Below are 22,714 nucleotides of genomic sequence, written 5' to 3' on the forward strand. Positions count from 1 at the left end.
TGGCGGGACCGATCCCACCACTTGTTCGTTCCTGTGGTATGCTGAGCAAGCCGCCGCTCCCGAGCCGCCTGAAGAACGTCATCCGCCGACAGGTTGTGGGCTTGTTCAACGATGTTGACGGGGGCGAGGCGCCAGTCGTGCGCAGCGACAATTCGCTGTTTGCCCGCGATTCCGTGGTGTGGCGCGTTCATGGGGACATCGGTTCGATGATGGTGGGCGGCGTGGCCAGCCTGCTGATGCAGATGCTGCACCCTTCCGTGCTTGCAGGGGTGTGGGATCATTCGAACTTCCGCGCGGACATGCACGGCCGCCTGCGCAGGACCGCCCGCTTCATTGCCAGGACGACGTATGCGCAGCGCTGCGAAGCGGAGGCTGCGATAGCCACGGTGCGTAGGGTGCACGATCAGGTGAACGGCCGTTTGCCGGATGGAACGCTGTACGAGGCGAACGACCCGAAGCTGCTCGCGTGGGTTCACGTGACGGAGACCACCAGCTTCCTTGATGCCTGGATCCGCTACAGCGAGCCGCTGATGTCCCGGAGTGATCAGGATAGCTACTTCGCACAAGTGGCGCGTATCGGCGAAGCTCTCGGGGCTGATCCGGTGCCACGCTCGAGGGCCGAGGCGAAGCAGATCATCGACGCCATGCGACCTGAGTTGAGGGTGGACGGGCGCACGCGCGAAGTCGCAGGTCTGATCATGGAAGGACGGACGTCGGCCACATTGCCCGAAGCTCCGCGCAAGCTTGCCATGCATGCCGCCGTCGATCTGCTCTCGCCTTGGGCGCGTGCGATGCACGGCCTTGATCTCTCACCGTTTAGGCGGCCCTTCGTGCGGGCTGGCACGCTTGGCGTGGCCCAGACGCTGCGCTGGGCCTTCCGCTGATCGCACGGCTTTCGTGTCAAATCGTGTCGCGGCGCCGGATCGACTTGTGTCCCACCGCCGCCGATCTTAAATCAAGTAGGCGGACCGGGCCCCTCTGGCGCGGCGCTTCTCAAGAGCGCTGCGTGATGTCGGACCGCATCGGGTAGACCGATGCTGGGGGCCAGGGCCTTTTCCCCCCAAATTCTTCGGCTCTGGTGCCTACGTCGGCTTACCCGATCGAACCAACATCTGTTCGATAGGGATTTTGGCATGAACACCCGCTTCTTCCTATTGCTGGAACGTCAGCAAAAGCTCGACGCACGCCTGCGGCTTGCGCAATCTCTCCGCGATGCGGATCCACTCGAAATTGCGCGGCTACATGCTGGCAAGCGCACGCTGCGCCAGCGGCTGGCGCAGTTGATGGGTCGTTCCGCTCCGCGCCTCGCCTGACCCAGGGGCGGGCACATGGACTTTCTGACTGCTGACTGGCTGGGGACACCGGCCTGGTTCTGGCTCGCCTTTGCAGCGATCGTCCTGCTTTTGACGGCCTTCGATCTCGGCGTCCTTCACAAGGAGGATAAGGAGATGGGGGTGGCGGAGTCGCTGCGCCTCTCGGTGTTCTACATCGCCGTGGCCATGCTCTTCGGCGGATGGGTATGGTTCGCCAAGGGCGCGACGGCTGGTGTCGAGTACTACACCGGCTACTTCATTGAGAAGGCGCTCTCGATCGACAACGTCTTCGTCATATCGATGATCTTTGGTTTCTTCGCGATCGCGCCCAAGTATCAGTACCGCGCTCTGCTCTGGGGCATCCTGGCCGTTATCATCCTTCGCGGCCTGATGATCGCCGGCGGAGCCGCGCTGGTGGCCGAAGCGGAATGGGTCATGTGGATATTCGCCGCATTCCTTGTCTTCAGCGGCTTCAAGATGATGTTCACAAGCGCTCACGATCCAGACATCGGCAACAATCCCGCGGTGCGCTGGATCTCGCGGCACATGCGCGTGACGCGCGAGCATCATGAGCATCACTTTTTCGTCAGGGTGACGGATGCTGCCGGTAAGATCGGCTGGGCGGCGACGCCCTTGTTCCTGGCGCTGGTCGTCATCAACGTGGCCGATCTTGTGTTCGCGATTGACTCGGTGCCGGCGATCTTCTCGATCACGACGGACACGTTCATCGTCTACACGTCGAATATCATGGCAATTCTGGGGCTGCGCGCGCTCTATTTCGCGCTCGCGGCGATGGTGCACCGCTTCTATTATCTGAAGTATGCGCTGGCGATGGTGCTGGTCTTCATCGGAGCCAAGATTCTGGTGGCGGACTTCGTACTGGGTGGCGCCAAGTTCCCGCCGTTGGCGAGCCTTGGCATCACTGTCGCGCTGATTGCCGGCGGTGTGTTCTACTCGATGTGGAAGACGCGGGCGAAGAGCACGCATCCGCTGCCTTGACCGGCCACGACTGCGGCTTTGCGCGTGCAACGCCGCAGTCGTGGAGTTAATGCGCCGCGATGACAGGCGTTCTTTCGCAAGCCGAGCCCTCGGTTCCACCAGCGCGGCGATGGAGCCCGGCGCACCTCGCCGCCCTTCTGGGAGCCAACTTTGCGCTGGCGCTTGGCCCCTGGCTGGTGCGGCTGGCGGATACCGGCCCTGTCGCTGCGGGGTTCTGGCGCCTGACGATCGCGCTCCCGGTGATCCTCGCACTGTCGCTGCGCGAGCCGCCTAGCAGACGCCATGTGGCAGGGGGTACGCTGGCTCTCGTCGCGGGAGCGGGGGCGTTCTTCGCGCTCGACCTTGCAAGCTGGCATATAGGCATCGCCACGACCAAGCTGGGCAACGCCTCGCTGTTCGGCAACTCAGGCAGTGTGATCCTGATGGCCTGGGGCTTGATCGCAGCCCGGCGCGCTCCACGAGCTTTGGAGGTGGCGGCGATCGTGGCTGCGCTCGCAGGTGCGGCGCTGCTGATGGGCGGGTCTCTTGAGGTCAGCCACGCAAGCTTCGTGGGTGACTTGTTTTGCCTGCTCGCGGGGTTCTTCTACGCCTTCTATATCCTGATGCTTCGTCCCGCGCGGGAGCGGCTGGGCCAGTTCTCGCTGTTGCTCTGGTCGACGCTGACGGGTGCGCCGATCCTGCTCGTGGTTGCGACGATGCTGGGCGAGCCGATCCTGCCGGATGACTGGCGCCCGCTGCTGATGCTCGCGATGAGCAGCCAGGTTATCGGGCAGGGCTTGCTGATCTATTCGTTAAAGAATTTCGCGCCGCTGGTCATTGGTCTGGCCCTGCTTACGCAACCCGCCATATCCGCTCTGACGGGCTGGCTGGCTTTTGGCGAGGTGCTGAGCGCTGGAGACCTGCTGGGCATGTTGCTTCTGGCCGGTGCGCTGACGATGGCGCGAGCGGGAGACAAGCCCGCCTAGTGCTGGCAGGCTTGCTCCACTTTTACGTGACGCGACCTCAGCGGGCGCCCAGGTCGCCCTTGCCGATCGTGCCGCTGGCCATCTCGAGCATGCGGTCGAGGCTCTTCTTCGCAGCGAGGCGCAGCCCTTCCTCGATCTCGATCCGCGGCTGCAGATCGCGCAGCGCGACGTAGAGCTTCTCCATGGTGTTGAGCGCCATGTAGGGGCAGATGTTGCAGTTGCAGTTGCCGTCTGCTCCGGGCGCACCGATGAAGGTCTTGTCGGGGATTGCAAGCTGCATCTGGTGGATGATGTGCGGCTCGGTGGCCACGATCAGCGTGTCGCCCTCCAACGTCTTGGCGTACTGCAGAATGCCGCTGGTGGAGCCTACGTAATCCGCGTGGTCGACGATGTGCGGCGGACACTCCGGATGGGCCGCGATCGGAGCACCGGGATGCCGCGCATGCAGCTTAAGCAGTTCCGTTTCGCTGAAAGCTTCGTGGACGATGCATACGCCTGGCCACAGCAGCATGTCGCGCCCGAACTTGCGGTTGAGATAGCCGCCCAAGTGTCGGTCCGGGCCGAAGATGATCGGCTGGTCTTTGGGAATCTGCTGCAGGATGGTCTCGGCGCTGGAGCTTGTCACGATCACGTCGGACAGCGCTTTCACCTCAGTCGAGCAATTGATGTAGGTCAGCGCGATGTGGTCGGGGTGTGCTTCGCGAAAAGCCTTGAACTTTTCTGGCGGGCACGAGTCCTCCAGGCTGCAGCCTGCGTCCATATCGGGCAGCACGACGATCTTGTTTGGCGACAGGATCTTGGCCGTATCGGCCATGAACTTCACGCCGCAAAAGGCAATAACCTCTGCATCGGTCTCTGCCGCCTTGCGGCTTAATTCCAACGAGTCTCCCACGAAGTCCGCAAGGTCCTGCAGCTCGGGCTTCTGGTAGTAGTGCGCGAGGATGACGGCGTTGCGCCCACGGCGCAGCCGTTCGATTTCGGCCCGCAGGTCAAGGCCGGTCAGGTTCGTGGGCAGTGCAGTCATGGTATCCCCTGGGATCTTTGGTCGCTCATGTAGGTACAGAGCGGCCCGACCCCAAGGGCTTTCGTATCAGGCAGAAACGATCATCTCGCCGGCTGAGGCTGCTGGGCTTCGCCATCGAACCTGGCATTCACGGTCACATCACCGAAACCGGCGACCTGCAGTGGGATGGATAGGTTCTGCCGGATGACGTCCTTTGCCGCAGAGCGAGCGAGATTCATCAAGACTGGATTGGATGCCTGCTGCGTTGCCTGCTGTTCTGCAAGACGCGTATTGGCACGGCTGAGAGAGTCCTGCGCCTCGCGGGTGATCCAGATCCCTTCGCGTAGATACTGCGCGCGCGCTTCGTCGAGGTTTGGCTTGCCCACCGCCAGCGGGGGAAGCAGCACATCCATGGTGCGTGTCTCGCCGTTCCAGATCAGGCGATTGCGATCCATCTTCGAGAGGTCGAGCGTGTAGTCGACTCGCGACGGTATCACCGCCACTTGGCGGGACTTGACCAGTCCCAACAGCCGGCTGTCCTCGGCGGCAACAACTGGCGCCAGTTGCGCACTGAAAACCGTCAGGCGGTTTTGCTTTTCGAAGGCAACAATGGTCGTGCCGACCGGATCGCCCAGTGTCTTGGGCCAAAATGCGCGATACGCGAACCAGGCAGCGAGCGCGAGCACCACGATGAACAGCAGCCAGGGGAGCCATTGCGCGCGAGCGAGCGAGCGGGTGTCTTCGCGCGGGGCGCTAGGCGAAGGATCGGGTTCGGTCGTCTTCATTACAGCGAAACGCAGGGACCAGCGATGCTGTTCCGGTACTTGCCTAGTGGTGTAATGCTGATCTTGAGTCCGGCTTCAGGCTGCGAGACTCCAGTCCTCTCCGCACTGCGCAACGAGGCCGCGCTGAGCAAGGTCGATGAGATGGGCATGGACGGAGCGGCCAGCGGCGGGCCAGAGGCGCTCATCGACGCCCTTGTACATTTGCGGCACCATCTGCCCAATACGGGTGCGACCTTCACCGATCTGACGCAGGATCTGCCTCTCACGCTGACGACGATGGCCGATCATGCCGCGCACAAGCTGGCGCGGCTTGTCGACCGCTGGCCCGTGAGCCGGGAAGTAGACGCGATCGTCTCGCTCGTAGAGTTTTTGCAAGCTCGCCATGTAGGCGGTCATGTCGCCGTCGGGGGGTGAGACGACACTGGTCGACCAACCCATCACGTGGTCGCCGGTGAACAGAACCCCGCTTTCGGGCAGCGCGAAGCACAAGTGGTTGGACGTATGCCCAGGGGTGGCCACTGCGATCAGCGTCCACTCGTCGCCTGAAATCGTCTCGCCATCGGTCAAAACCCGATCTGGGCGGTAGGCGGGATCGAACGCAGCGTCGGAGCGAGGCCCGTCGTCCGCCAATGTCAGCGGCGCGCAGCCGATCACCGGCGCGCCCGTCAGCGCCGCGAGAGGCGCAGCGGCGGGGGAGTGGTCGCGGTGCGTGTGCGTGCAGCAAATGGCGACGACGCGGGCGTCTCCAATCGCATCGATGAGGGCGGCGATATGCTCGGGCTCGTCAGGCCCGGGGTCGATGACCGCAACTTCGGCTCGCGAGCCAACAATATAGCTTTGCGTACCAGTGAAGGTGAATGGCGACGGGTTTCGGGCCAGCATTCGCCGTACCAGCGGGTCCACCTGTTCGGGGCTTGCATAAGGACGGAGGTTGATGGCGGGATCCATACCAGCGGATATGGGGCGCTGCGCCGGATCTGTCGAGCCGCCGGCTGCTCCCGTGCGTTTTACCCGTTCAGGCGGCGCTCAAGCCGCTCGCGCAAGCTTGCGATGGCGCTCGGCGCGTTCTCATCCATTTGGCGCCAGCTGCGGTCGAGGCGTAGCAAACGGTCGTAGAAGCGCAGCGTCGCTGTCACCAAAGCCTTGGTCTCGGGAGCGAGGAGCGCGAGGTGATCAGGGTCGGAACGGCACATGTCGGTTGTGAGGCGGCCGTGGCGGCGAAGCTGGAACTCCGAAAGCTCCCCCAAGAAGTACGCACGATGATTGAGGAGCCAGGCCACAGCATGCATCATCCGCGTGGTGGTGCGCAGCCCCTCGCAAGACAGGGCGATGCGAGCACGATCCTCCTCGCCTGCGTTGCTCGTGTCATCGGAACCCAGGCGACCCGATAGCGAGAAGGCATGGCGCACTTCGTCTGACAGGACGAGCGCCTCACAGTACAGTCCTTCGACAATCCTGGGGTTGATTGTGAGAGCTTGGCCCATCGCCTGCTGATATGACCGATGACAGAGGCACGGCAACCGTTATGCGAAACTTTTCTTCGCCTCTTTCGGGCATGTCCGAAAAGGGTACGGCGGCGGAATCGCGCGAGTCGCTCGGCTAGCGCACCTTTGATAGGCGCTGCGCGAAAGAGATTTCAGGCGATGATGTCGGGGATCAGATAGTCCTCGACCATGCTGATCTGATCCTTCAGCCGGAGCTTGCGCTTCTTTAATCGTGCAATTTGCAACTGGTCCGTCGAGCCGGCGGCACCAAGCGCGTCGATCGCGGCATCGAGGTCGCGATGTTCAATCTTCAGCACTTCGAGACGCTTGCGCATTTCCTCTTCGGTCACGCGATTCCTTCCGCCGATAGTCCCCAGAAGACCCCATCCGGTTCGACGCAGCCGGACGACGGCTCACCGATATGGGTCTGCAACAGGGTTCGCAAGGTCCCTCTATTATGGTTCGATGACAATTGTGTCGCACCCGCATGATGCCGAGTCGGCAGCCACGGGTCCGACCCCATGAGAGGAGGACCATTCATGGAGACTTCGCATGTCAGCGCCCTACAGCTCAAGCACGCCGGGATCGAGCGCCAGCTTCACGAGGAAATGAACCGGCCCATGCCTGATGCAGTGCTGGTACAGGCCCTCAAGAAGCGAAAGCTTCGGATCAAAGAAGAGATTGCGCGGCACTGACCGGCACTTTGATGCAGCCAATACGATAAACCCGGCGTTTCGGCGGCTCCCGTGCGTTCCCAAGGCGATCGCTTTGCGTTACGCATCAAACCATGAGCATCGGAGCCGTCGAAGCAGCCCGGAACATCCTCACCCGCCTTCACGATGTGATGGCGTCGCGCAGTCACGCGCAGGCCAAGCTCAACACCGTGGTGGAGGTGATTGGCGAGTGTCTCGATAGCGAGGTCTGCTCGATCTATCTCCTGCGCGAGGGGATGCTGGAACTGTTTGCCACCCGCGGATTGGCGCAGGAGGCCGTTCACGTCACGCGTATGGCCGTGGGCGAAGGCCTCGTCGGCACGATTGCCGAGGATATCGAAAGCCTTAACCTCGCCGAAGCGACCGCGCATCCAGACTTCTCCTATCGGCCGGAGACGGGCGAAGAGAAGTTCCACTCGTTTGCGGGCGTGCCCATCGTGCGGCGCGAGCGAGCGGTTGGGGTGTTGAGTGTCCAGCACGTGGAGCCAAGGCGGTACGATGATATCGAGGTCGAGGCACTGCAGACGGTGGCGATGGTTCTAGCCGAGCTTATCACCAATGCAGACCTGATCGACGAGGTCGACGTGCTTTCAGCGAGCGGGGGCCAGACGGGACCCGAGCAGTTACGCGGGCTTACCTTGGTAAAGGGGCTGGCAAGCGGCGTGGCCGTCTACCACCAGCCGCGCATCACCATCGAACATGTCGTGGCCGAAGATACCGAGGCCGAGCGCCAGCGCGTGATCCTCGCTTTCGACAAGATGCGCGAGCAGATCGAGCGCATGGCGAGCCAGGCCGAATTCGGCGTTGGCGGCGAGCATGAGGAGGTCCTCGCGACCTACAAGATGTTCGCTTACGACGAAGGCTGGACACGCCGCATCAACGAGGCGATCGACTCTGGCCTTACGGCAGAAGCTGCCATTGAACGGGTACAGCAGCGTACGCGTATGCGCATGCGCCAGATCGACGACCCGCTCCTGGCGGATCGGATGCATGATCTGGAGGATTTGTCGAACCGCCTGCTGCGGATCGTTTCGGGCCAGCTTGGCACGGCGGCGACGATGGGGCTCAGGAACGATGCGATTCTCATTGCTCGCAATCTTGGGCCTGCCGAACTACTCGAGTATGATCGACGCAGGCTCAAGGGGGTGATCCTGGAAGAGGGTTCGCTCACCAGCCATGTGGTGATCGTTGCCAGGGCGATGGGTGTCCCGGTGCTCGGGCGCGTGCGGGGGCTGCGCGGCAAAGTGCGTGACGGTGAACTGCTGCTGCTCGACAGCGATCAGGCGACCGTCACCATACGTCCCTCAGCGGGCTTGATAGAGGCGTTCGAAGGGCGGTTCGCCCGTAATCGTGAGCGCCAGGCAGTCTATGCGGCGCTGCGCGACGTGGTGCCCGTCAGCGCCGACGGTAAGCGGATCGCGGTGATGATCAACGCCGGTTTGAGGGACGATCTGGCGAACCTCAGCCTGACGGGGGCGGACGGTATCGGGCTGTTCCGTACCGAGTTCCAGTTCCTTGTTTCCGCAACGCTCCCCGCGCGCGAACGCCAGACTCGTCTCTATCGCGACGTTCTGGAAGCGGCCGGAAACAAGCCGGTCCTGTTCCGCACGGTGGACATCGGTGGAGACAAGACGCTCCCTTACTTGCGCCACGACGACGGTGACAGCGAGGAGAACCCGGCGATGGGCTGGCGGGCCTTGCGGGTTGCCCTGGAACGCGATGGTTTGCTCAAGGCGCAGGCACGCGCCCTCCTTGAGGCTGCGCCGGATCGCACGCTCAACGTCATGTTCCCCATGGTGAGCGAACCGTGGGAATTCGACGCGGCCAAGGCGGTGTTTGACGGCCAGCTCGCGTTCCTTCGCCGCCGGAAGAAGCGCGTTCCCGAGGCAATCCGCTACGGCGTGATGCTGGAAGTGCCAGCTCTGGCGGAGCAACTCGACCTAATCGCACCCAAGATCCAGTTCCTATCGATCGGCACCAACGACCTGACTCAGTTTCTGTTCGCCGCCGATCGCTCCAACCCGAAGCTTGCCGAGCGCTACGATTGGTTGAGTCCGGCGATCCTGCGTTTCTTGCGTCGCGTCGTGCGCACCCTGGATGGGCAGCCGATCGATATCACCGTGTGCGGAGAGATGGGCGGGCGCCAATTGGAGGCGCTCGCGCTGATTGGCGTCGGGATAGAGCGTCTCTCGATCACTCCCGCTTCCGTCGGCCCGATCAAGGCGTTGATCGGCAAGCTTGAGGTGGCCGCTATCCGTGCGGCGATGGAGGAGTGGCTAGCGGCGCCTCCTGTCAGCATGCGCGAGGCGCTGACAAGCTGGGCGACCGAGCGAGGCATCGTGCTCGACTAGTGGTTCGTGCCTCCCCAGAGGCGTAGGCAGGCCAGGGGCGAAAAACTTAACCACCGATAATCCGCCCTGGCGCGCCGCGCACACGGTTGACTTCGCGGCGGCGACAGCGTTGTTTCGTGGGGCGCGCCTATCAACCCCTTCCGGCGGGAGCGGAATGGAAGACCATAACGATATTCAGAGCACGGCACCGACATCGCAACGCGTCGGTGAACAGTTACGTGCCGCACGTGAGCAGCAAGGCCTGAGCCGCGGCGACATTGCCGCGCGGACACGCGTTGCCGAGCGCCATCTGATCGCGATTGAGGAGGATAACTTCTCCGATCTGGCCGCGCCGACGTATGCCGTCGGCTTTTCGCGTGCTTATGCCCGTGCGGTCGGTCTGGACGAGGCGGACGTCGCACGGCGGGTGCGGCAGAACATCGACGCGCAGGCGCATACCCGGCCCGCCCCTGTTCCCAGCTTCGAGCCCGGCGATCCTGCGCGCGTTCCGCCATCACTGTTTGCATGGATCGCGGGCATCGTGGCGGCCGTGCTAGTCGTTGCGGCGCTTGTCTACTGGAGCGATCTCCTCGCTCCACAAGGCGAGTTGCCGGATCTGGCTCCGGCAGAAACGCAGGCCGTGCAACAACCCGCTGCGGCGCCTGCACCCGTAGTGCAGCCACAGCCCGCAGCCCCCACGGGGCCTGTGGTCTTGACCGCTGCGGCGCCTGCGGTCTGGATCAAGGTGACCGACGCGGCTGGCAATCAGGTCTTCCAGAAAGAATTGGCGCAAGGCGAAAGCTACACGGTACCGGCCGATGTCCAGGGACCGCAATTGCGTACGGGCAGGCCCGACGTGCTGCAGATCACCGTTGGCGGTCGAGCCGTGCCTCCGCTTGGAGATAGCCCGCAAGTTATCAGCGGGGTTCTACTCACGCCTGAGGCGCTTCTGGAGCGCTCAAGGACACCGGCGCCTGCAACAGCAGCACCTCCGTCCGTCAGCTCCGCCACCGGTGCTGGGGTCAGAGGGGCGCAGCCGTCGGTATCGCTTGGCCGGGTGGGCAACACTGGCGGCATCGGGCCGGCGACGGCGGGCAGCGCTCCGCAAAATTCGCTATCCACCACTCAGCAGTAACGCCCGCTCGACAGCTACAGAAGCTTGAGGCAAATCAGCCTTGGAATGGGCTAGTTAATCTCCCATTCCGTCGCGTGCCGCCAATCGGGCGGCAAGCGTTCCCAAGGGAGATACTCAGGCAATGCTACGTTCGCCATCGCGACCGGTCATGTTGCGAGAAGTTGCGCGGGTCGTACTCGCGCTTGTGCTAGCAACGGGCGCCGCACCGGCTCTTGCCCAGAACGCCAACGCCGAAGTCCGCCTTAACAAGGTGGAGGCCGAAGTTCGCGCGTTGCAGCGCAAGGTCTTCCCCGGCGGCGGAGACAAGTACTTCACGCCGGAGATTTCCGCTCCGACGCCGACGCCTGCAACCGGGCTGCCCCCTGCGACCAGTGCTCTGACCGATGTGCTCACCCGCATGCAAGCGCTCGAGGCGCAACTGGCGAGGCTGACCGGCCAAGTTGAGCAGAACACCAATCGCATCGCCCAGCTGGAGGCAAAGATGGCATTTGCCGGGAGTGCCTCACCGGTGAGCGCATCGCCTGCCGGCACTGCCGTAGCGGCCCCAGCAGCGGCGCAGTCCAATCTCAACGCCATGACGGATGGGGCCGCCCCGTCTTCTGCACCGGCTCCGGTCGCAGCGGCTGCCTCCAAGCCTTCCACCCCGCCCTCATCGTCGCGCGTCGAAGCTGTCAGCGCCATCGTCAAGCCCAGCACTGACGATGCCGGCGATGACGAGTACAGCTATGGGTTCCGTCTGTGGGATGCCAAGTTCTACCCCGAGGCGCAGCAGCAGCTGAAGCTGTTTCTGGAGAAGTACCCCAAGCACGCGCGGGCTAGCTGGGCTCGCAATCTGCTGGGGCGGGCGTATCTCGACGATGGCAATGCGCTGGAAGCGGCCAAGTGGTTTGTCCAGAACTACCAAGCCGACAAGCGCGGCGAGCGTGCGCCCGACAGCCTTCTTTATCTGGCAGTGGCGATGAAGCAGCTGAAAGACACCAAACGCGCCTGCATCGCGTTGGCCGAGTTCGGAACGACTTACGCCAGCGAAGCGGCAGGACGGCTCAAGAGCCTCTATGACTCGACGCGCAATGGGCTCAAATGCAGCGCTTGAGCTAGTGGTTCCGTCGGTCGCCGCAGTCACGCGCTTCAGGGCCGGGCTGCAGGTGGTTTGGCCCGAAGGTGCAGGCGAGAGGCACTCGGGCGGTGGGCCGCGGCTGGGGCTCGCTGTCTCCGGTGGTCCTGACAGCACTGCCCTGCTGCTCCTGGCGGCAGCGGCGCTGCCGGGTCGTGTGGAGGCAGCCACTGTCGACCATGGTCTGCGGGCTGAGAACGCTCGTGAGGCAGAAGCTGTGGCGCAACTCTGTGCCCAGTTGAACCTGGCGCATGCCACCTTGCCGGTCTCGCTGGAGCCCGGCAATGTGCAGGATGCCGCCCGTCGTGCCCGCTACGCCGCCTTGGGCGAATGGGCAAAGGATCGCAATCTCGGCGCATTGGCAAGCGGCCATCACGCGGACGATCAGGCGGAGACCCTGATCATGCGGCTTAATCGGGCAAGCGGGGTCTCGGGGCTTGCCGGTGCCCGCGCGCGCGGCCGCGTGCCCGGCACCGATCTCCTGCTCCTTCGGCCTCTGCTAGGCTGGCGGCGCGCGGAGCTTTGTCAGACGGTGCTGCAGGCGGGTATTACTCCCGCCGACGACCCCAGCAACGCCGACGATCGGTTCGATCGTGCCCGGCTTCGCAAAGCCCTGGCGCAGGCAGAATGGCTTGATGTTCCCGCCGTGGCGCAGAGCGCGGCGCATCTTGCGGACGCGGATGCGGCGCTCGCCTGGTCCGCCGATCTGGAATACGGCGCCCGCGTCCGGCGGGATTCGTTCGGGATGACTTATCGGCCTCTTGCGCCGCGAGCGATCGCGCTGCGCGTGCTGACCCGGATCATCAGGGAACTGGACGGGACAGAGCCGCGCGGCAGTGCCGTTGCGCGCGTGTTCGATGCCATCGTTGCTGGTCAGCCCGCCTCGATTGGCGAGCTCGTGGTGCGCCCGAACGCCGGCGGGTGGAGCTTTACCCGTGCGCCTGCCCGCAAAGCGGCCCCCCGCCGTGCGGACGCTCCAGAAAGCTGAAGTTGTTGCAAAAAAAGCGGGCAAGCGAACCGGCGTTGCGTCAGGCGCACCGCACGAGTTCGCTTGCCCGATACTTCAGTGAGGACTGAAGCTTAGTGGTTCCGGCGCACAATACGGATCGCCGGACCCGGTGGCTGGTGAAGTATGCGGTATCTGCGGTCAGGACTCGACTAAAGAATCGCCCATGGTGAGCATCTTGCCGCGGGTAATAAACACTCGGTCGCCCACCTCGGCTTCGCCGAAGACTTTCGCCGCAAAGGGCTCGGGCATGCCCACGCAGCCATGGCTGGCATAGCCCCACTCGACCTTGGATCCGTGCAAGGTGATTCCGTCATTGGTCAGCCGCATCATGTAAGGCATCGGTGCGTCATAAAGGTTTGAAACGTGATGGCGCCGCTTTTGCGTGATGGGAAAGACACCCAGCGGCGTAGGCTTCTCTTCAGTGCCCAACAGCACCGCGGCGGCGCCAATTTCGTAGCCATTGCGGAATATCGAGAGAACGCGTGCGTCGAGATCCACCGTGATGACGATAGGACCGGAGGGCACGCCCTCTTCATCCCAATGCCATTCGCCATACTTGATTGGTCCGTCGATCGGGAGAATGCGCCTGATAACGAAAGCGTTTTCCTCTGCTGGGGAGACGGGCGATAGGTGCGAAGGTGAGGGCGCGAGCGATGGCTTTGCCGTCGTCAGTTGTGCCGATGCGGTCTGAGGTGTGGAGGAGGCCGTCGGAGCATGCGAAGGCTCCACGCCCCTCGCTGCAATCCAGATCACGCCAGCGATGGCGAGCAGCCCCGCAAGGCCGAATCCGAGAAGAATGCGTCCGTTCACGCGAGCCTTATCCTCTCGAATCCATGAAAATGTGCTGAAGGCCACACCGGCCGTTCAGGCTTACAATGCTGTCCCGGTCTCAAGCATGAGGTCGCAAGGCCACGTGCTAAAGCAGCGCGTCGGCTATCTTGCGTGACTCAGCCGTGGGCACCGAACTCGTTCGCGATTGCGGTCCCGATCCGCAGCGAGAGAGCGTAGCATCTGGCTATCGGGTCGATGAAGTCTCGATGTATTTGGGCGTAGCCCGTTGCGCTGGAGTCTGGATACGCGCTAGGCGCATCGACCTTGAAGTCGCCGATCGATGCGAGGTGCACCGGAAACGCGCGGCGAAGCTGAGCAAGCCCGTCTTCGACGCGCAAAGTAAAGAACATCTCCAGCACATCGTCACGGCTGATATCGTTTGCGCGGCTGAACTGCGGCACCATCACTGTGCGCAGGAACATGTGCTTGAATAGTGTCAGCCGTAATGCCTGCAACGCGCCGATATTGCGGCGAGTGGTTTCCCGATCCGGATGCGGCGCTTCGTCGGGAATAAGGGCGAGGAGGCGGTGGAGCTTCAGTGCGTCCACCCGCAGCCGCGAGGCCAAACGTCGATAAACGCCGGTACGGTCATCCTTCGTCAGGTATTCCGCAAGCCGCAGGCATCCATCGGAGATGTGCTGCTCGTCCCCTCGATAAGGGCGGCTTGCCCAGTACGCCGAGTTGAACAGCTCGCCGAACGCCGCGACCGTCTTGATCGAAGCAAGAGCATTCGCCGCGCGGACCAGCCGCACCAGGGCACGCCCGCGCTCGCTCTCGCGCAGGAGTGAAGCGATTTCTTCCTGATTGCCCTCGGCGGCGGTCCCCACGCCCGCGATCACATTGACGGGGTAGCCTAGCTGCTGGAGGACTGCGTTGTGCGGAATGGCCCGGATTTGCCGCAGACTCATTGTCCGGTCGCCCGCAAGGTCAGACTGCCGGCGCGACTTGCGGCTACCGGTGTCGTTAAGCAAGCCGAGGCCGAGAGCCGTGACCGCGCGGCTATAAGTGCGGCTTTCAAGGTGGCCGTGCTGGACCTCCCGAATCGCGCGATAGAAGTCGAGGCTCAGATCGGTGCGGCGGTAGAAGGGGTCGGTAATGGCTTCAGCGTCGGCCGCCCAAAGCGGCATCTCGGCAAACCGGGTGAGGGTCGCCAGCGCCAGCTCGTCCGAGCCAAACCAGAGATAGCCGTCGCCCCCTTGGAAGCTGACCTCCGGCTCAAGGCGAATGCTTGCCCGCAAGAAGCGTCGCCGCGCCCAAGGAGACATCTGCCAGTGCAGCCGGTCTTCCATGCTGGACGGGTGAGAGCCGCGGCCCATCGATTCGCCGCCCGTATTGAACACGAGCGCCGAGACGTCGGTCAGCCCGTTGGCGACCATCGCTTCTGCCAAACGTCCCTGAAGACGTTCGATCGCCAAGGTAGCAGAAATCTGGCCCACGAAGCGGCCTGCATCGGAGAAGCCGGTCTGGATTGCGATCCGGCCACGCCTTCGAGCGTATGCGCGGTAGGCGGGCTCCGCCAACACGGCATCGAGCAAGCGCCCGCCGTGCTCCAAGGCTGTCTCTGTCTCGAACAAGGGTGAGACGTCCACCTTGTCGGCGACCCCGAACATCTCGGCATAGTAGAGCGCCGCCAGGACGGTCGTGGGCTGCTCGCACTCGGCCACCAGCATGCGAATGGGCGAATCCGCGTCGATGTGCGCGAGGATCTGCGCCATCGCCAGGAACTGGCGCACCGCCGTCGAGTTCTCGATTGCTAGTGCCGCGAAATTCGATGTGAGCGGCTTCACTTCGGCCAGCAGCTCGCGCATCCGCACCAAGGCAGCCTGGCTCGCGAGATTGAGATTGGCCTTGGGGTCGATGCGCTGACGGATCGCATTCTGCAGCTGCGAGCTATTCACCCGGAAGTGAATTCCGCCCATTCCAAGCCCATCGGCGCGCATGGCGGCGGCAACTACCAGGAATGTGCGAGCCAACTCCGGATCGGCATGACGAGCCTCTTCCTCCAGTTCGGCGATGATGGCGGAGAGGCTGATGATCTTGTCGGGATGCTCAGCCGTTAGCGCATTGGCCGCCTTTGACAACGCTTCGGGCGCGGAGAGATCGCCCGCGAAGCGCTCGGCCATCGCAGCGGTGTGCGCCCGTGCGCGTTCGACCCGCTCTGCAAGTCCGGGCAGCGCCGTCTCGAGGGAGGCGGCGTAGCTTGCCAGCCGCAGCGCCTTTTCCTGGAGGCGGTAACGGATGGAGGTGGACCAGGAGATGTCGGTCCGCCCGTCCATGTCATAACCGACCCAGGTGGCGAAGCGGACCGGCATCGGTTGCAGGCTTTTCCACTTTTTCGGGAACCGGGCCGCCGCGATATCGAACAGCCGGGTGTTGATCCGGTCACGCGCAGCCTGGCCACGGGTGAGGGCGGCCATGGCCTCTTCATGCTCGTGGTCGAGAGTGATTGTGTCACGCTGAGGCGAGGCAACACAGACGCTCGCCTCGCTGAAGTCGCCGCTGGAGGCGGAGGTCGTCACGGCTTCGGATTGGGCGCGGCTGAGCAGAAACGTCGGGTGCGCCGTGAAGACGATGTGTGCGGCGGGCCGCTGCCAACGTACCGCAAAGGTTGTGAAGTCATCCTCGGCGGCGAGGGCGTCGATGCGCTGCTCGTTCTCGGCGGGAGCGATCGGTCCGGCTATGCGGTCGAGCCGGGCCGCACGAGCGCGCAGGCCCTCGCACTCCATTTCCGCGACGAGAGCCTCGATGTGATCGAGCGCCAGTTCGCCGAGTTCCAGCTTGCGGGATAGCTCCAGCGCAAGTTGAAATACGGGATTGAAGAGAGGGGTCTCGGCAGTGCGGCGGTGCAAGTCGGCCAGTCTAGCGTTCAGATCCGCAACACATGGTGCCCCCCCGGTCATTGGCGGAGCGCCGCCGCAGCGCGGGCCGCGGCCTCTATGGAGGCGGGATCGGGCTTGCCCTTAGGCAACATCCAACTGCCCCCGACGCAAAGCACTGCATCAAGTGCAAGCCACTCCGCTGCATTGTCCTGGGTGATGCCGCCTGTGGGGCAGAACTTCACTTGGCCGAAGGGACCCGAGATCGCCTTGAGCGCACCAATGCCGCCTGAGGCGACTGCCGGAAAGAACTTCAGTCGTGAGAACCCGAGTTCGAGAGCGAGCATGATATCCCCCGCGTTGGCAGTGCCGGGCAGGAAGGGGACACCGCTCTTCACCGCCGCCTCTCCGAGGGATGGCGTCAGGCCGGGTGAGACGATGAACTCGGCACCGGCATCCAGTGAGCGGTCGAGGTCATCGGGCGTGAGCACAGTACCAGCGCCGACGGTGGCTCCCGGAACCTGCTTCATCGCCCGGATCGCGTCCAGCGCGAAAGGTGTGCGCAACGTTACTTCAAGTGCGGGAAGGCCGCCGGCCACCAGTGCCTCGGCAATGGGGCGCGCGTGATCGACATCCTCGATGACCAACACCGGGATCACCGGAGCAAGCGTCATCACGCGTTCAACGGCGGACGGAGAAATCCCGGCATTGGTTGTCATCGAAGGTGCTCCCGGACGAAGGCGGCAGCGGCCCCAAACAGGCCGGGCTGCGAGTGGATGATGAGCTTGACCGGCATCGCGGCCATCATGCCGGAAAAGCGCCCCTTGGCGCAAAACCGGTCTGCGAAGGCCGAGTGCATGATCTTTTCGCGAATGCGATAGCCCAGCCCTCCGGCCACGACCACGCCTTTTGCGCCGTGGGCCAAGGCGAAGTCGCCCGCGGCACTGCCCAGAGCCATGCAGAAGCGGTCCACCGCTGCCGCCGCGAGGCTGTCGGAGCCGTCGGTACCGACGGTCCACAGATCGACGTCGCTACGCTCGAGCACAGCGCGCCCTTCGAGTGCCGCAAGCGTCTCGTACATATCGACGATGCCTGGACCAGAGACGACGCGCTCCAGCGAAACGCGCGTATGGCGCTTGCGCAGGCGGGCGAGGACAGCATCTTCGATGGAGTCTCGCGGAGCGAAGTCGATGTGTCCGCCCTCGGTCGCTTGAACGTGGTAGCCTGCCGCGTCACGCAGAAGGATGGCCACGCCGAGCCCGGTGCCCGGTCCTATCACCGTTATCGCGCCGGTTGAGGGCAGCGGTTCATCGGGGCCGCCGAGATGCAGGAGATGGTCGGCATCGGCGCGAGCCACGGCATGTGCAACGGCTTCGAAATCGTTGACGATGGTGAAGCGCTCGATTCCGATCTGCTCCGCCAGCGCGCCGGGACGAATGGTCCACGGGTTGTTGGTGAAGCGGATGGCCTCGCCACGGACCGGGCCTGCGATCGCCATCGCCACCGAATTCGGCACGCTCCCGCCTCGACGCGCCCGAAAGGCTTCCCAAGCAGTCTGAAAGCTGACGTGATCGGACGTGTGCAGAGTCTCGGGCTCGCCGACCGATATTCTGCCGTCAGCACGTACGGTGGCGATGGCAAAGCGGGCGTGAGTGCCACCGATGTCGATTGCCACGATCTCGGTCATAGACCGGCCATCTCCAGCATGGCCGAAGCGCCTTGCTCGGCGCCGCTGGCTCCCGCACGGAAGAGGGCGAAGAGCTCTCGACCCATGCCGGCTTGCGGCAGAGGAGCCGGTGCCGGCTCGCGCCCTGAGAAGTCCGCCGTGGTGGATAGCGAACCATCCTCGGCTGAGAGCCGCACCACGTCGCCGTCGCGCAAATAGGCGAGGGGGCCCCACACGTCGTCCTTGGCGAGCGCCTCGGGCGTGACATGGATTGCTGCTGGCACTTTGCCGCTTGCGCCGGACATGCGGCCGTCTGTGACCAGAGCGACCTTATGGCCGCGGTCCTGCAGCACACCCAGTGGCGGGGTCAGCTTGTGAAGCTCGGGCATTCCGTTGGCGCGCGGACCCTGAAAGCGGACTACCACCACGACATCGCGATCCAGTTCGCCAGCGGCAAAGGCGTGGGCGACCGCTTCCTGGGTGTCGAAAACGCGGCAGGGTGCCTCGATGGTCCAGCGCTCGCGCTCCACAGCGCTGGTCTTGAAGGTTGCCCGGCCCAAGTTGCCGGACACCAGACGCATCCCGCCGTCGGGAAGGAAGGGCGCGCTGACAGGGCGGAGCATGTTCGCGTCATGGCTCTCGGCAGGTGCATCGCGCCAGACCAGGCTTTCGCCATCCAGATGCGGCTCCCTAGCATAGTCGGTCATTCCGCCCTCAGACACGGTCAGGATATCGCCGTGCGCCAGCCCCTCGCCTAGCAGCTCGCGAACGACATAGCCGATGCCACCAGCGGCGTGGAAGTGGTTCACGTCGCCCGAGCCGTTCGGGTAGACGCGGGCGATCAGGGGAACGACAGACGAAAGTTCGTCCAGGTCTTCCCAGTCGAGCAGAATGCCGGCCGCACGCGCCATGGCCGGCAAGTGGATGGCGTGATTGGTAGAGCCCCCGGTCGCAAGCAAGCCGACGCAGGCATTCACGATCGCCCTTTCATCGACCACTTTTGCCATCGGCCGGAAGTCGTGGCCCTTGCGGCCGATCGCTGCAAGCCGGTGGACAGCGGCTCGGGTGAGCGCTTGCCGCAGCGGCGTGCCGGGATTGACGAAGGCGGAACCCGGCACGTGCAGGCCCATCATCTCCATCATCATCTGGTTGGAATTGGCAGTGCCGTAGAACGTGCAAGTGCCCGGCGAGTGGTAGCTTTTGCTCTCGCTTTCCAGAAGAGAATCTCGCCCTACCTTACCCTCGGCATAGAGCTGGCGGATCCTCTGCTTCTCCTTGTTGGCCAGCCCCGAGGGCATCGGCCCAGCAGGCACGAAGATTGCGGGGAGATGGCCGAAGCGCAGCGCTCCGATGACGAGGCCGGGCACGATCTTGTCGCAGATGCCGAGCAGCGCCATACCGTCGAACATCGCGTGGCTGAGAGCCACTGCTGTGGATAGCGCGATGGCGTCGCGGCTGAACAGCGACAGCTCCATACCGGCAAAACCTTGCGTCACCCCATCGCACATCGCCGCCACGCCGCCGGCGACTTGTGCGGTGGCTCCGACTTCGCGGGCAAAGAGCTTCATCTGCTCAGGGTAGCGACCGTACGGCTGATGAGCCGAAAGCATGTCGTTGTAAGCGGTCACGATGCCGATGTTCGGGCCGCTCTGGGTAGCGATGCTCGCCTTGTCCTCGCCCGCGGCGGCAAAGCCGTGCGCAAGGTTGGAGCACGAGAGAAAACCTCTGTCCGTGTAGCTCTCACTCTCGCGTTCGATCAGCGCGAGATAGCGTGCACGGCTCTCTCGCGAGCGGGCGACAATGCGCTCGGTAACGCGGGCGACGACGGCAGATAGTGGGCTCATTATTGGTGCTCGCGGTTGGTGGTTCCGTACTGCGGGCTTATTCGTGCCATGTCACGCCGTTACGCTCGGCCAAAGCGATGGCGGCGGAGGGTCCCCAGCTTCCGGCTGTATAAGTCCTGGGCTCCAATCCCTGTTCCCCCCATCCTGAACGGATCGCGTCGATCCACTCCCATTGCGCTTCCACTTCGTCGCGGCGCACGAACAGCGTCTGATCGCCTTCGATGAGGTCCAGCAACAGACGCTCATAAGCAATGCGCCGCTGCGGTCCCGAGAACGCTTCGGGCATCGCGATGTCGAGCGGGACCGGGCGGAGGCGCAAGCCATCGCGATCCAAGCCAGGGATCTTAGCCATTAGCGTGAGCTGGATGTTCTCGGACGGCTGGATGCCGATCACAAGGCGATTGGGAACGGACCGCGCGCCACGCCCTGAGAAGATCGAGTGGGGGATGGGCCGAAATTGGACGACAATCTCAGTCGTGCGCCGCGGCAGGCGCTTGCCGGTCCGCAGATAGAACGGCACTCCTTTCCAGCGCCAGCAGTCGAGGTAGGCCTTGATCGCGACGAACGTCTCGGTGTCGGACTGCTTGCCCAACTCTTCATCATAGCCGGGCACGGCCTTTCCACCGATGGCGCCCGCCCGGTATTGGCCAGTGACCACCTCGTCCGGCCCTACCGTGCGAAGACAGCGCAGCACTTTGACTTTCTCGTCTCGCACAGGCCCCGCTTCATAACGTACGGGCGGCTCCATCGCGACCAGCGCCAGAAGCTGGAGCATATGATTCTGGACCATGTCGCGCAGAGCGCCGGCATCGTCGTAGAACGCGACACGCCCTTCAAGGCCGACGGTCTCGGCAACGGTGATCTGCACGTGATCGATGTGGGCGGCGTTCCACAAAGGCTCGAACATCAGGTTGGCGAAGCGCAAGGCAAGCAGGTTCTGCACCGTCTCCTTGCCCAGGTAGTGGTCGATGCGAAACGTGCGGTCTTCCGGGAAAGCGCGGGCCACGGCGTCGTTTATAACGCGGCTGGAGGCAAGGTTCGTCCCTAGCGGTTTCTCCAGTGCGATCCGCGCGCGCCCGTTGGCCAGACCGCTGGCGACGAGGCCCTCGATAGTCGGTTCAAACAAGCTCGGCGCCGTCGAAAGGAAGACGGCGAGGCCCTCCCGCGGGGTGCCCACTTTCGCCGCCAACTCGTCGAAGCCCTCGGACTTGGAGGCGTCGAGAGGCTGAAAAACGAGACGGTTGAGAAATGTCGCCATGCCCCCACGGCGTTCAGCCGGGAGGAACTGTTCGAGCGCCTCACGGGCGAAATTGCGAAAACTGTGGTCGTCGAGGTCTGCGCGGGCCGTACCTACGATCTCGATGCGAGGGTCCAGCAGCCCCTCGGCATCGAGGGCGCAAAGCGACGGCAGAAGCATTCTTTTGGACAAGTCGCCGGTCGCACCGAACAGGAGCAGCCGGTCAGCGGTGAATCGGGTCATGCGAAGCGCAGCCTCATGGCTCGATTTCTCCTGCACTGTGATGTGGACGGAATGGGGATGCGACGCAGCCCATAGGTGCATTATAGGTCATACCGAAGGCAAGCGTCCGTTTGCGCGTTAGAGCGGTTGGTCTGGCAGACGGTTCCCGCGGGGCTATATTCGCATGCGCCTCCACGAGAGACTTTGCTAATGCGGCGCGGCAGATTAGGAGGCCGGGCATGGCAGTCGAAGGCGTACACCTTCTTGAGCATATCCAGACCCCGGCGGTTATCGTGTCGCGCGGGCAGGTGAGCTTTGCCAATGCGGCGGCAAAGGCGCTGCTGGGCATTCATATAGTGGGCCAGGATGTGCGTATCGCCATCCGCGACCCACGCGCCGTCGCAGTGATCCTGGGCGACGGCGGGGGCAACGCCAAGGTTGCCGGATTATCGGTCGGCGGAAGTGTCTGGGAGATCGACTGCAAGGTGATCGGCATCGGCGAACGGCTGGTGACGCTTTACGACTTGTCGGTCCAGGTCAGTGTCGCGCGAGCGCACGCGGACTTCGTTGCGAATGCCAGCCATGAATTGCGCACCCCGCTCGCCACGGTGCTCGGATATGTCGAGACGCTGATGAACCCGAAGGCGGGCGGAGATGAGGCCACGCGGGAGCGGTTCCTGAAGACGATCCGGCATGAAGCGCTGCGGATGCAGGCGCTTGTCTCGGATCTCATGTCGCTCTCGCGAATCGAAGCGGTGAAGCACGAAGTTCCGTCCGAGCGCATCGAGATGGTCTCCCTAGCACGCGAGGTCGGAGGCGAATTCCGCACCGGCGGCAGTGTTACCGTCTCCGCCAACTGCGAAGAGGCCCCGGTGCTTGGTGATCGGGGCCAACTTGCACAAGTGCTGCGTAACCTGGTCGATAATGCCCTGAAGTATGGCGGCAAGGACGGCGTCGTGCAGGTGTCGCTGGAGGCGACGAATACGGGCTGGCTTCTGCTGGCCGTCCACGACGACGGTGACGGAATCGCGCCCGAGCACTTGCCGCGCCTGACGGAACGTTTCTACCGCGCCGACACCAGCCGCAGCCGCGCTGCGGGCGGTACCGGGCTGGGGCTCTCGATCGTGAAGCACATAGTTGAGCGCCACCGTGGCCGCTTCGATATCACGAGCCGCCAGGGATCAGGAACGACCGCCTCGGTGATGCTGCCGCTTCGGCAGGACTGACGAGGCGATCCGGCTTCGCGAA

At 63.8% G+C, this 22,714-nt stretch carries 21 protein-coding genes; 10 read left to right on the forward strand and 11 right to left on the reverse strand.

The window, feature by feature from the left end; translation table 11 throughout:
• Positions 1–38: 38 nt before the first annotated feature.
• From ABVV53_RS07395 to ABVV53_RS07410, 4 genes are all read left to right on the forward strand, one after another.
• Positions 39–884: an oxygenase MpaB family protein gene (locus ABVV53_RS07395; protein ID WP_353984199.1), complete on the forward strand. Its 846-nt coding sequence runs from the start codon at positions 39–41 to the stop codon at positions 882–884.
• A 249-nt stretch (positions 885–1,133) separates the two neighbouring features.
• On the forward strand, positions 1,134–1,313 hold the full coding sequence (locus tag ABVV53_RS07400; protein ID WP_353983751.1) for a DUF465 domain-containing protein: 180 nt from the start codon (positions 1,134–1,136) through the stop codon (positions 1,311–1,313).
• A gap of 15 nt (positions 1,314–1,328) precedes the next feature.
• Positions 1,329–2,312, forward strand: coding sequence for a TerC family protein (locus tag ABVV53_RS07405; protein WP_353983752.1), 984 nt, complete (start codon positions 1,329–1,331; stop codon positions 2,310–2,312).
• Positions 2,313–2,371: 59 nt separating this feature from the next.
• Complete coding sequence (locus ABVV53_RS07410; RefSeq protein ID WP_353983753.1) at positions 2,372–3,277, forward strand: DMT family transporter; 906 nt, start codon at positions 2,372–2,374, stop codon at positions 3,275–3,277.
• 37 nt (positions 3,278–3,314) lie between these two features.
• Here ABVV53_RS07410 and nadA read toward each other — a convergent pair whose 3' ends face one another.
• The 5 genes from nadA to ABVV53_RS07435 all read right to left on the reverse strand — a co-directional run bounded on the left by nadA (position 3,315) and on the right by ABVV53_RS07435 (position 6,899).
• Complete coding sequence (nadA, locus tag ABVV53_RS07415; protein WP_353983754.1) at positions 3,315–4,301, reverse strand: quinolinate synthase NadA; 987 nt, start codon at positions 4,299–4,301, stop codon at positions 3,315–3,317.
• Between the two features lie 80 nt (positions 4,302–4,381).
• Complete coding sequence (locus ABVV53_RS07420) at positions 4,382–5,065, reverse strand: DUF4230 domain-containing protein (RefSeq protein WP_353983755.1); 684 nt, start codon at positions 5,063–5,065, stop codon at positions 4,382–4,384.
• 75 nt (positions 5,066–5,140) lie between these two features.
• The gene (locus tag ABVV53_RS07425; RefSeq protein WP_353983756.1) at positions 5,141–6,013 is read right to left on the reverse strand and encodes an MBL fold metallo-hydrolase; all 873 of its coding nucleotides are present in this window, start codon (positions 6,011–6,013) and stop codon (positions 5,141–5,143) included.
• A 59-nt stretch (positions 6,014–6,072) separates the two neighbouring features.
• Positions 6,073–6,549, reverse strand: coding sequence for a DUF1465 family protein (locus tag ABVV53_RS07430; RefSeq protein ID WP_353983757.1), 477 nt, complete (start codon positions 6,547–6,549; stop codon positions 6,073–6,075).
• 152 nt (positions 6,550–6,701) lie between these two features.
• Positions 6,702–6,899, reverse strand: coding sequence for a YdcH family protein (locus ABVV53_RS07435; protein WP_353983758.1), 198 nt, complete (start codon positions 6,897–6,899; stop codon positions 6,702–6,704).
• 189 nt (positions 6,900–7,088) lie between these two features.
• Here ABVV53_RS07435 and ABVV53_RS07440 point away from each other — a divergent pair, with 189 nt between their 5' ends.
• The 5 genes from ABVV53_RS07440 to tilS all read left to right on the forward strand — a co-directional run bounded on the left by ABVV53_RS07440 (position 7,089) and on the right by tilS (position 12,829).
• Positions 7,089–7,244 carry a YdcH family protein gene (locus ABVV53_RS07440; RefSeq protein ID WP_353983759.1) on the forward strand — a complete coding sequence of 52 codons (156 nt, stop codon included), beginning with the start codon at positions 7,089–7,091 and terminating at the stop codon, positions 7,242–7,244.
• Positions 7,245–7,336: 92 nt separating this feature from the next.
• Positions 7,337–9,613 carry a phosphoenolpyruvate--protein phosphotransferase gene (ptsP, locus tag ABVV53_RS07445; protein ID WP_353983760.1) on the forward strand — a complete coding sequence of 759 codons (2,277 nt, stop codon included), beginning with the start codon at positions 7,337–7,339 and terminating at the stop codon, positions 9,611–9,613.
• A gap of 154 nt (positions 9,614–9,767) precedes the next feature.
• On the forward strand, positions 9,768–10,727 hold the full coding sequence (locus ABVV53_RS07450; protein ID WP_353983761.1) for a helix-turn-helix domain-containing protein: 960 nt from the start codon (positions 9,768–9,770) through the stop codon (positions 10,725–10,727).
• A gap of 148 nt (positions 10,728–10,875) precedes the next feature.
• The gene (locus tag ABVV53_RS07455) at positions 10,876–11,820 is read left to right on the forward strand and encodes a tetratricopeptide repeat protein (protein WP_353983762.1); all 945 of its coding nucleotides are present in this window, start codon (positions 10,876–10,878) and stop codon (positions 11,818–11,820) included.
• Positions 11,783–12,829 (forward strand): tRNA lysidine(34) synthetase TilS, encoded by a 1,047-nt coding sequence (tilS, locus tag ABVV53_RS07460; RefSeq protein WP_353983763.1) that lies wholly within the window; start codon positions 11,783–11,785, stop codon positions 12,827–12,829. Before ABVV53_RS07455 ends, tilS begins: the two co-directional genes overlap by 38 nt.
• 159 nt (positions 12,830–12,988) lie before the next feature.
• Here tilS and ABVV53_RS07465 read toward each other — a convergent pair whose 3' ends face one another.
• From ABVV53_RS07465 to zwf, 6 genes are all read right to left on the reverse strand, one after another.
• Positions 12,989–13,660: a L,D-transpeptidase family protein gene (locus tag ABVV53_RS07465; protein WP_353983764.1), complete on the reverse strand. Its 672-nt coding sequence runs from the start codon at positions 13,658–13,660 to the stop codon at positions 12,989–12,991.
• Between the two features lie 137 nt (positions 13,661–13,797).
• Positions 13,798–16,581, reverse strand: coding sequence for a phosphoenolpyruvate carboxylase (locus ABVV53_RS07470; RefSeq protein WP_353983765.1), 2,784 nt, complete (start codon positions 16,579–16,581; stop codon positions 13,798–13,800).
• Positions 16,578–17,216: a bifunctional 4-hydroxy-2-oxoglutarate aldolase/2-dehydro-3-deoxy-phosphogluconate aldolase gene (gene eda, locus ABVV53_RS07475; protein WP_353983766.1), complete on the reverse strand. Its 639-nt coding sequence runs from the start codon at positions 17,214–17,216 to the stop codon at positions 16,578–16,580. Before eda ends, ABVV53_RS07470 begins: the two co-directional genes overlap by 4 nt.
• Positions 17,213–18,184, reverse strand: coding sequence for a glucokinase (gene glk / locus ABVV53_RS07480; RefSeq protein WP_353983767.1), 972 nt, complete (start codon positions 18,182–18,184; stop codon positions 17,213–17,215). The genes eda and glk overlap by 4 nt, the downstream gene beginning before the upstream one ends.
• Positions 18,181–20,007 carry a phosphogluconate dehydratase gene (gene edd, locus ABVV53_RS07485; RefSeq protein WP_353983768.1) on the reverse strand — a complete coding sequence of 609 codons (1,827 nt, stop codon included), beginning with the start codon at positions 20,005–20,007 and terminating at the stop codon, positions 18,181–18,183. Before edd ends, glk begins: the two co-directional genes overlap by 4 nt.
• A gap of 37 nt (positions 20,008–20,044) precedes the next feature.
• Positions 20,045–21,487 carry a glucose-6-phosphate dehydrogenase gene (gene zwf / locus ABVV53_RS07490; protein WP_353983769.1) on the reverse strand — a complete coding sequence of 481 codons (1,443 nt, stop codon included), beginning with the start codon at positions 21,485–21,487 and terminating at the stop codon, positions 20,045–20,047.
• A 218-nt stretch (positions 21,488–21,705) separates the two neighbouring features.
• Between zwf and ABVV53_RS07495 the strand changes: the two genes are divergently transcribed.
• Positions 21,706–22,692, forward strand: a complete 987-nt coding sequence (locus tag ABVV53_RS07495) for a sensor histidine kinase (RefSeq protein WP_353983770.1) — start codon at positions 21,706–21,708, stop codon at positions 22,690–22,692.
• Positions 22,693–22,714 lie beyond the last annotated feature (22 nt).

The sequence above is a fragment of the Novosphingobium kalidii genome (assembly GCF_040534015.1).
Classification (GTDB): domain Bacteria; phylum Pseudomonadota; class Alphaproteobacteria; order Sphingomonadales; family Sphingomonadaceae; genus Novosphingobium; species Novosphingobium kalidii.

Coding starts and splice junctions, on each gene's coding strand:
- ABVV53_RS07495 (WP_353983770.1), top strand. CDS start 21,706: ATGGCAGTCGAAGGCGTACACCTTCTTGAGCATATCCAGACCCCGGCG.
- tilS (WP_353983763.1), top strand. CDS start 11,783: ATGACTCGACGCGCAATGGGCTCAAATGCAGCGCTTGAGCTAGTGGTT.
- ABVV53_RS07430 (WP_353983757.1), bottom strand. CDS start 6,549: ATGGGCCAAGCTCTCACAATCAACCCCAGGATTGTCGAAGGACTGTAC.
- zwf (WP_353983769.1), bottom strand. CDS start 21,487: ATGACCCGATTCACCGCTGACCGGCTGCTCCTGTTCGGTGCGACCGGC.
- ABVV53_RS07405 (WP_353983752.1), top strand. CDS start 1,329: ATGGACTTTCTGACTGCTGACTGGCTGGGGACACCGGCCTGGTTCTGG.
- ABVV53_RS07455 (WP_353983762.1), top strand. CDS start 10,876: ATGTTGCGAGAAGTTGCGCGGGTCGTACTCGCGCTTGTGCTAGCAACG.
- ABVV53_RS07425 (WP_353983756.1), bottom strand. CDS start 6,013: ATGGATCCCGCCATCAACCTCCGTCCTTATGCAAGCCCCGAACAGGTG.
- nadA (WP_353983754.1), bottom strand. CDS start 4,301: ATGACTGCACTGCCCACGAACCTGACCGGCCTTGACCTGCGGGCCGAA.
- ABVV53_RS07395 (WP_353984199.1), top strand. CDS start 39: ATGCTGAGCAAGCCGCCGCTCCCGAGCCGCCTGAAGAACGTCATCCGC.
- ABVV53_RS07470 (WP_353983765.1), bottom strand. CDS start 16,581: ATGACCGGGGGGGCACCATGTGTTGCGGATCTGAACGCTAGACTGGCC.
- ptsP (WP_353983760.1), top strand. CDS start 7,337: ATGAGCATCGGAGCCGTCGAAGCAGCCCGGAACATCCTCACCCGCCTT.
- edd (WP_353983768.1), bottom strand. CDS start 20,007: ATGAGCCCACTATCTGCCGTCGTCGCCCGCGTTACCGAGCGCATTGTC.
- glk (WP_353983767.1), bottom strand. CDS start 18,184: ATGACCGAGATCGTGGCAATCGACATCGGTGGCACTCACGCCCGCTTT.
- ABVV53_RS07400 (WP_353983751.1), top strand. CDS start 1,134: ATGAACACCCGCTTCTTCCTATTGCTGGAACGTCAGCAAAAGCTCGAC.
- ABVV53_RS07410 (WP_353983753.1), top strand. CDS start 2,372: ATGACAGGCGTTCTTTCGCAAGCCGAGCCCTCGGTTCCACCAGCGCGG.
- ABVV53_RS07440 (WP_353983759.1), top strand. CDS start 7,089: ATGGAGACTTCGCATGTCAGCGCCCTACAGCTCAAGCACGCCGGGATC.
- ABVV53_RS07450 (WP_353983761.1), top strand. CDS start 9,768: ATGGAAGACCATAACGATATTCAGAGCACGGCACCGACATCGCAACGC.
- ABVV53_RS07420 (WP_353983755.1), bottom strand. CDS start 5,065: ATGAAGACGACCGAACCCGATCCTTCGCCTAGCGCCCCGCGCGAAGAC.
- eda (WP_353983766.1), bottom strand. CDS start 17,216: ATGACAACCAATGCCGGGATTTCTCCGTCCGCCGTTGAACGCGTGATG.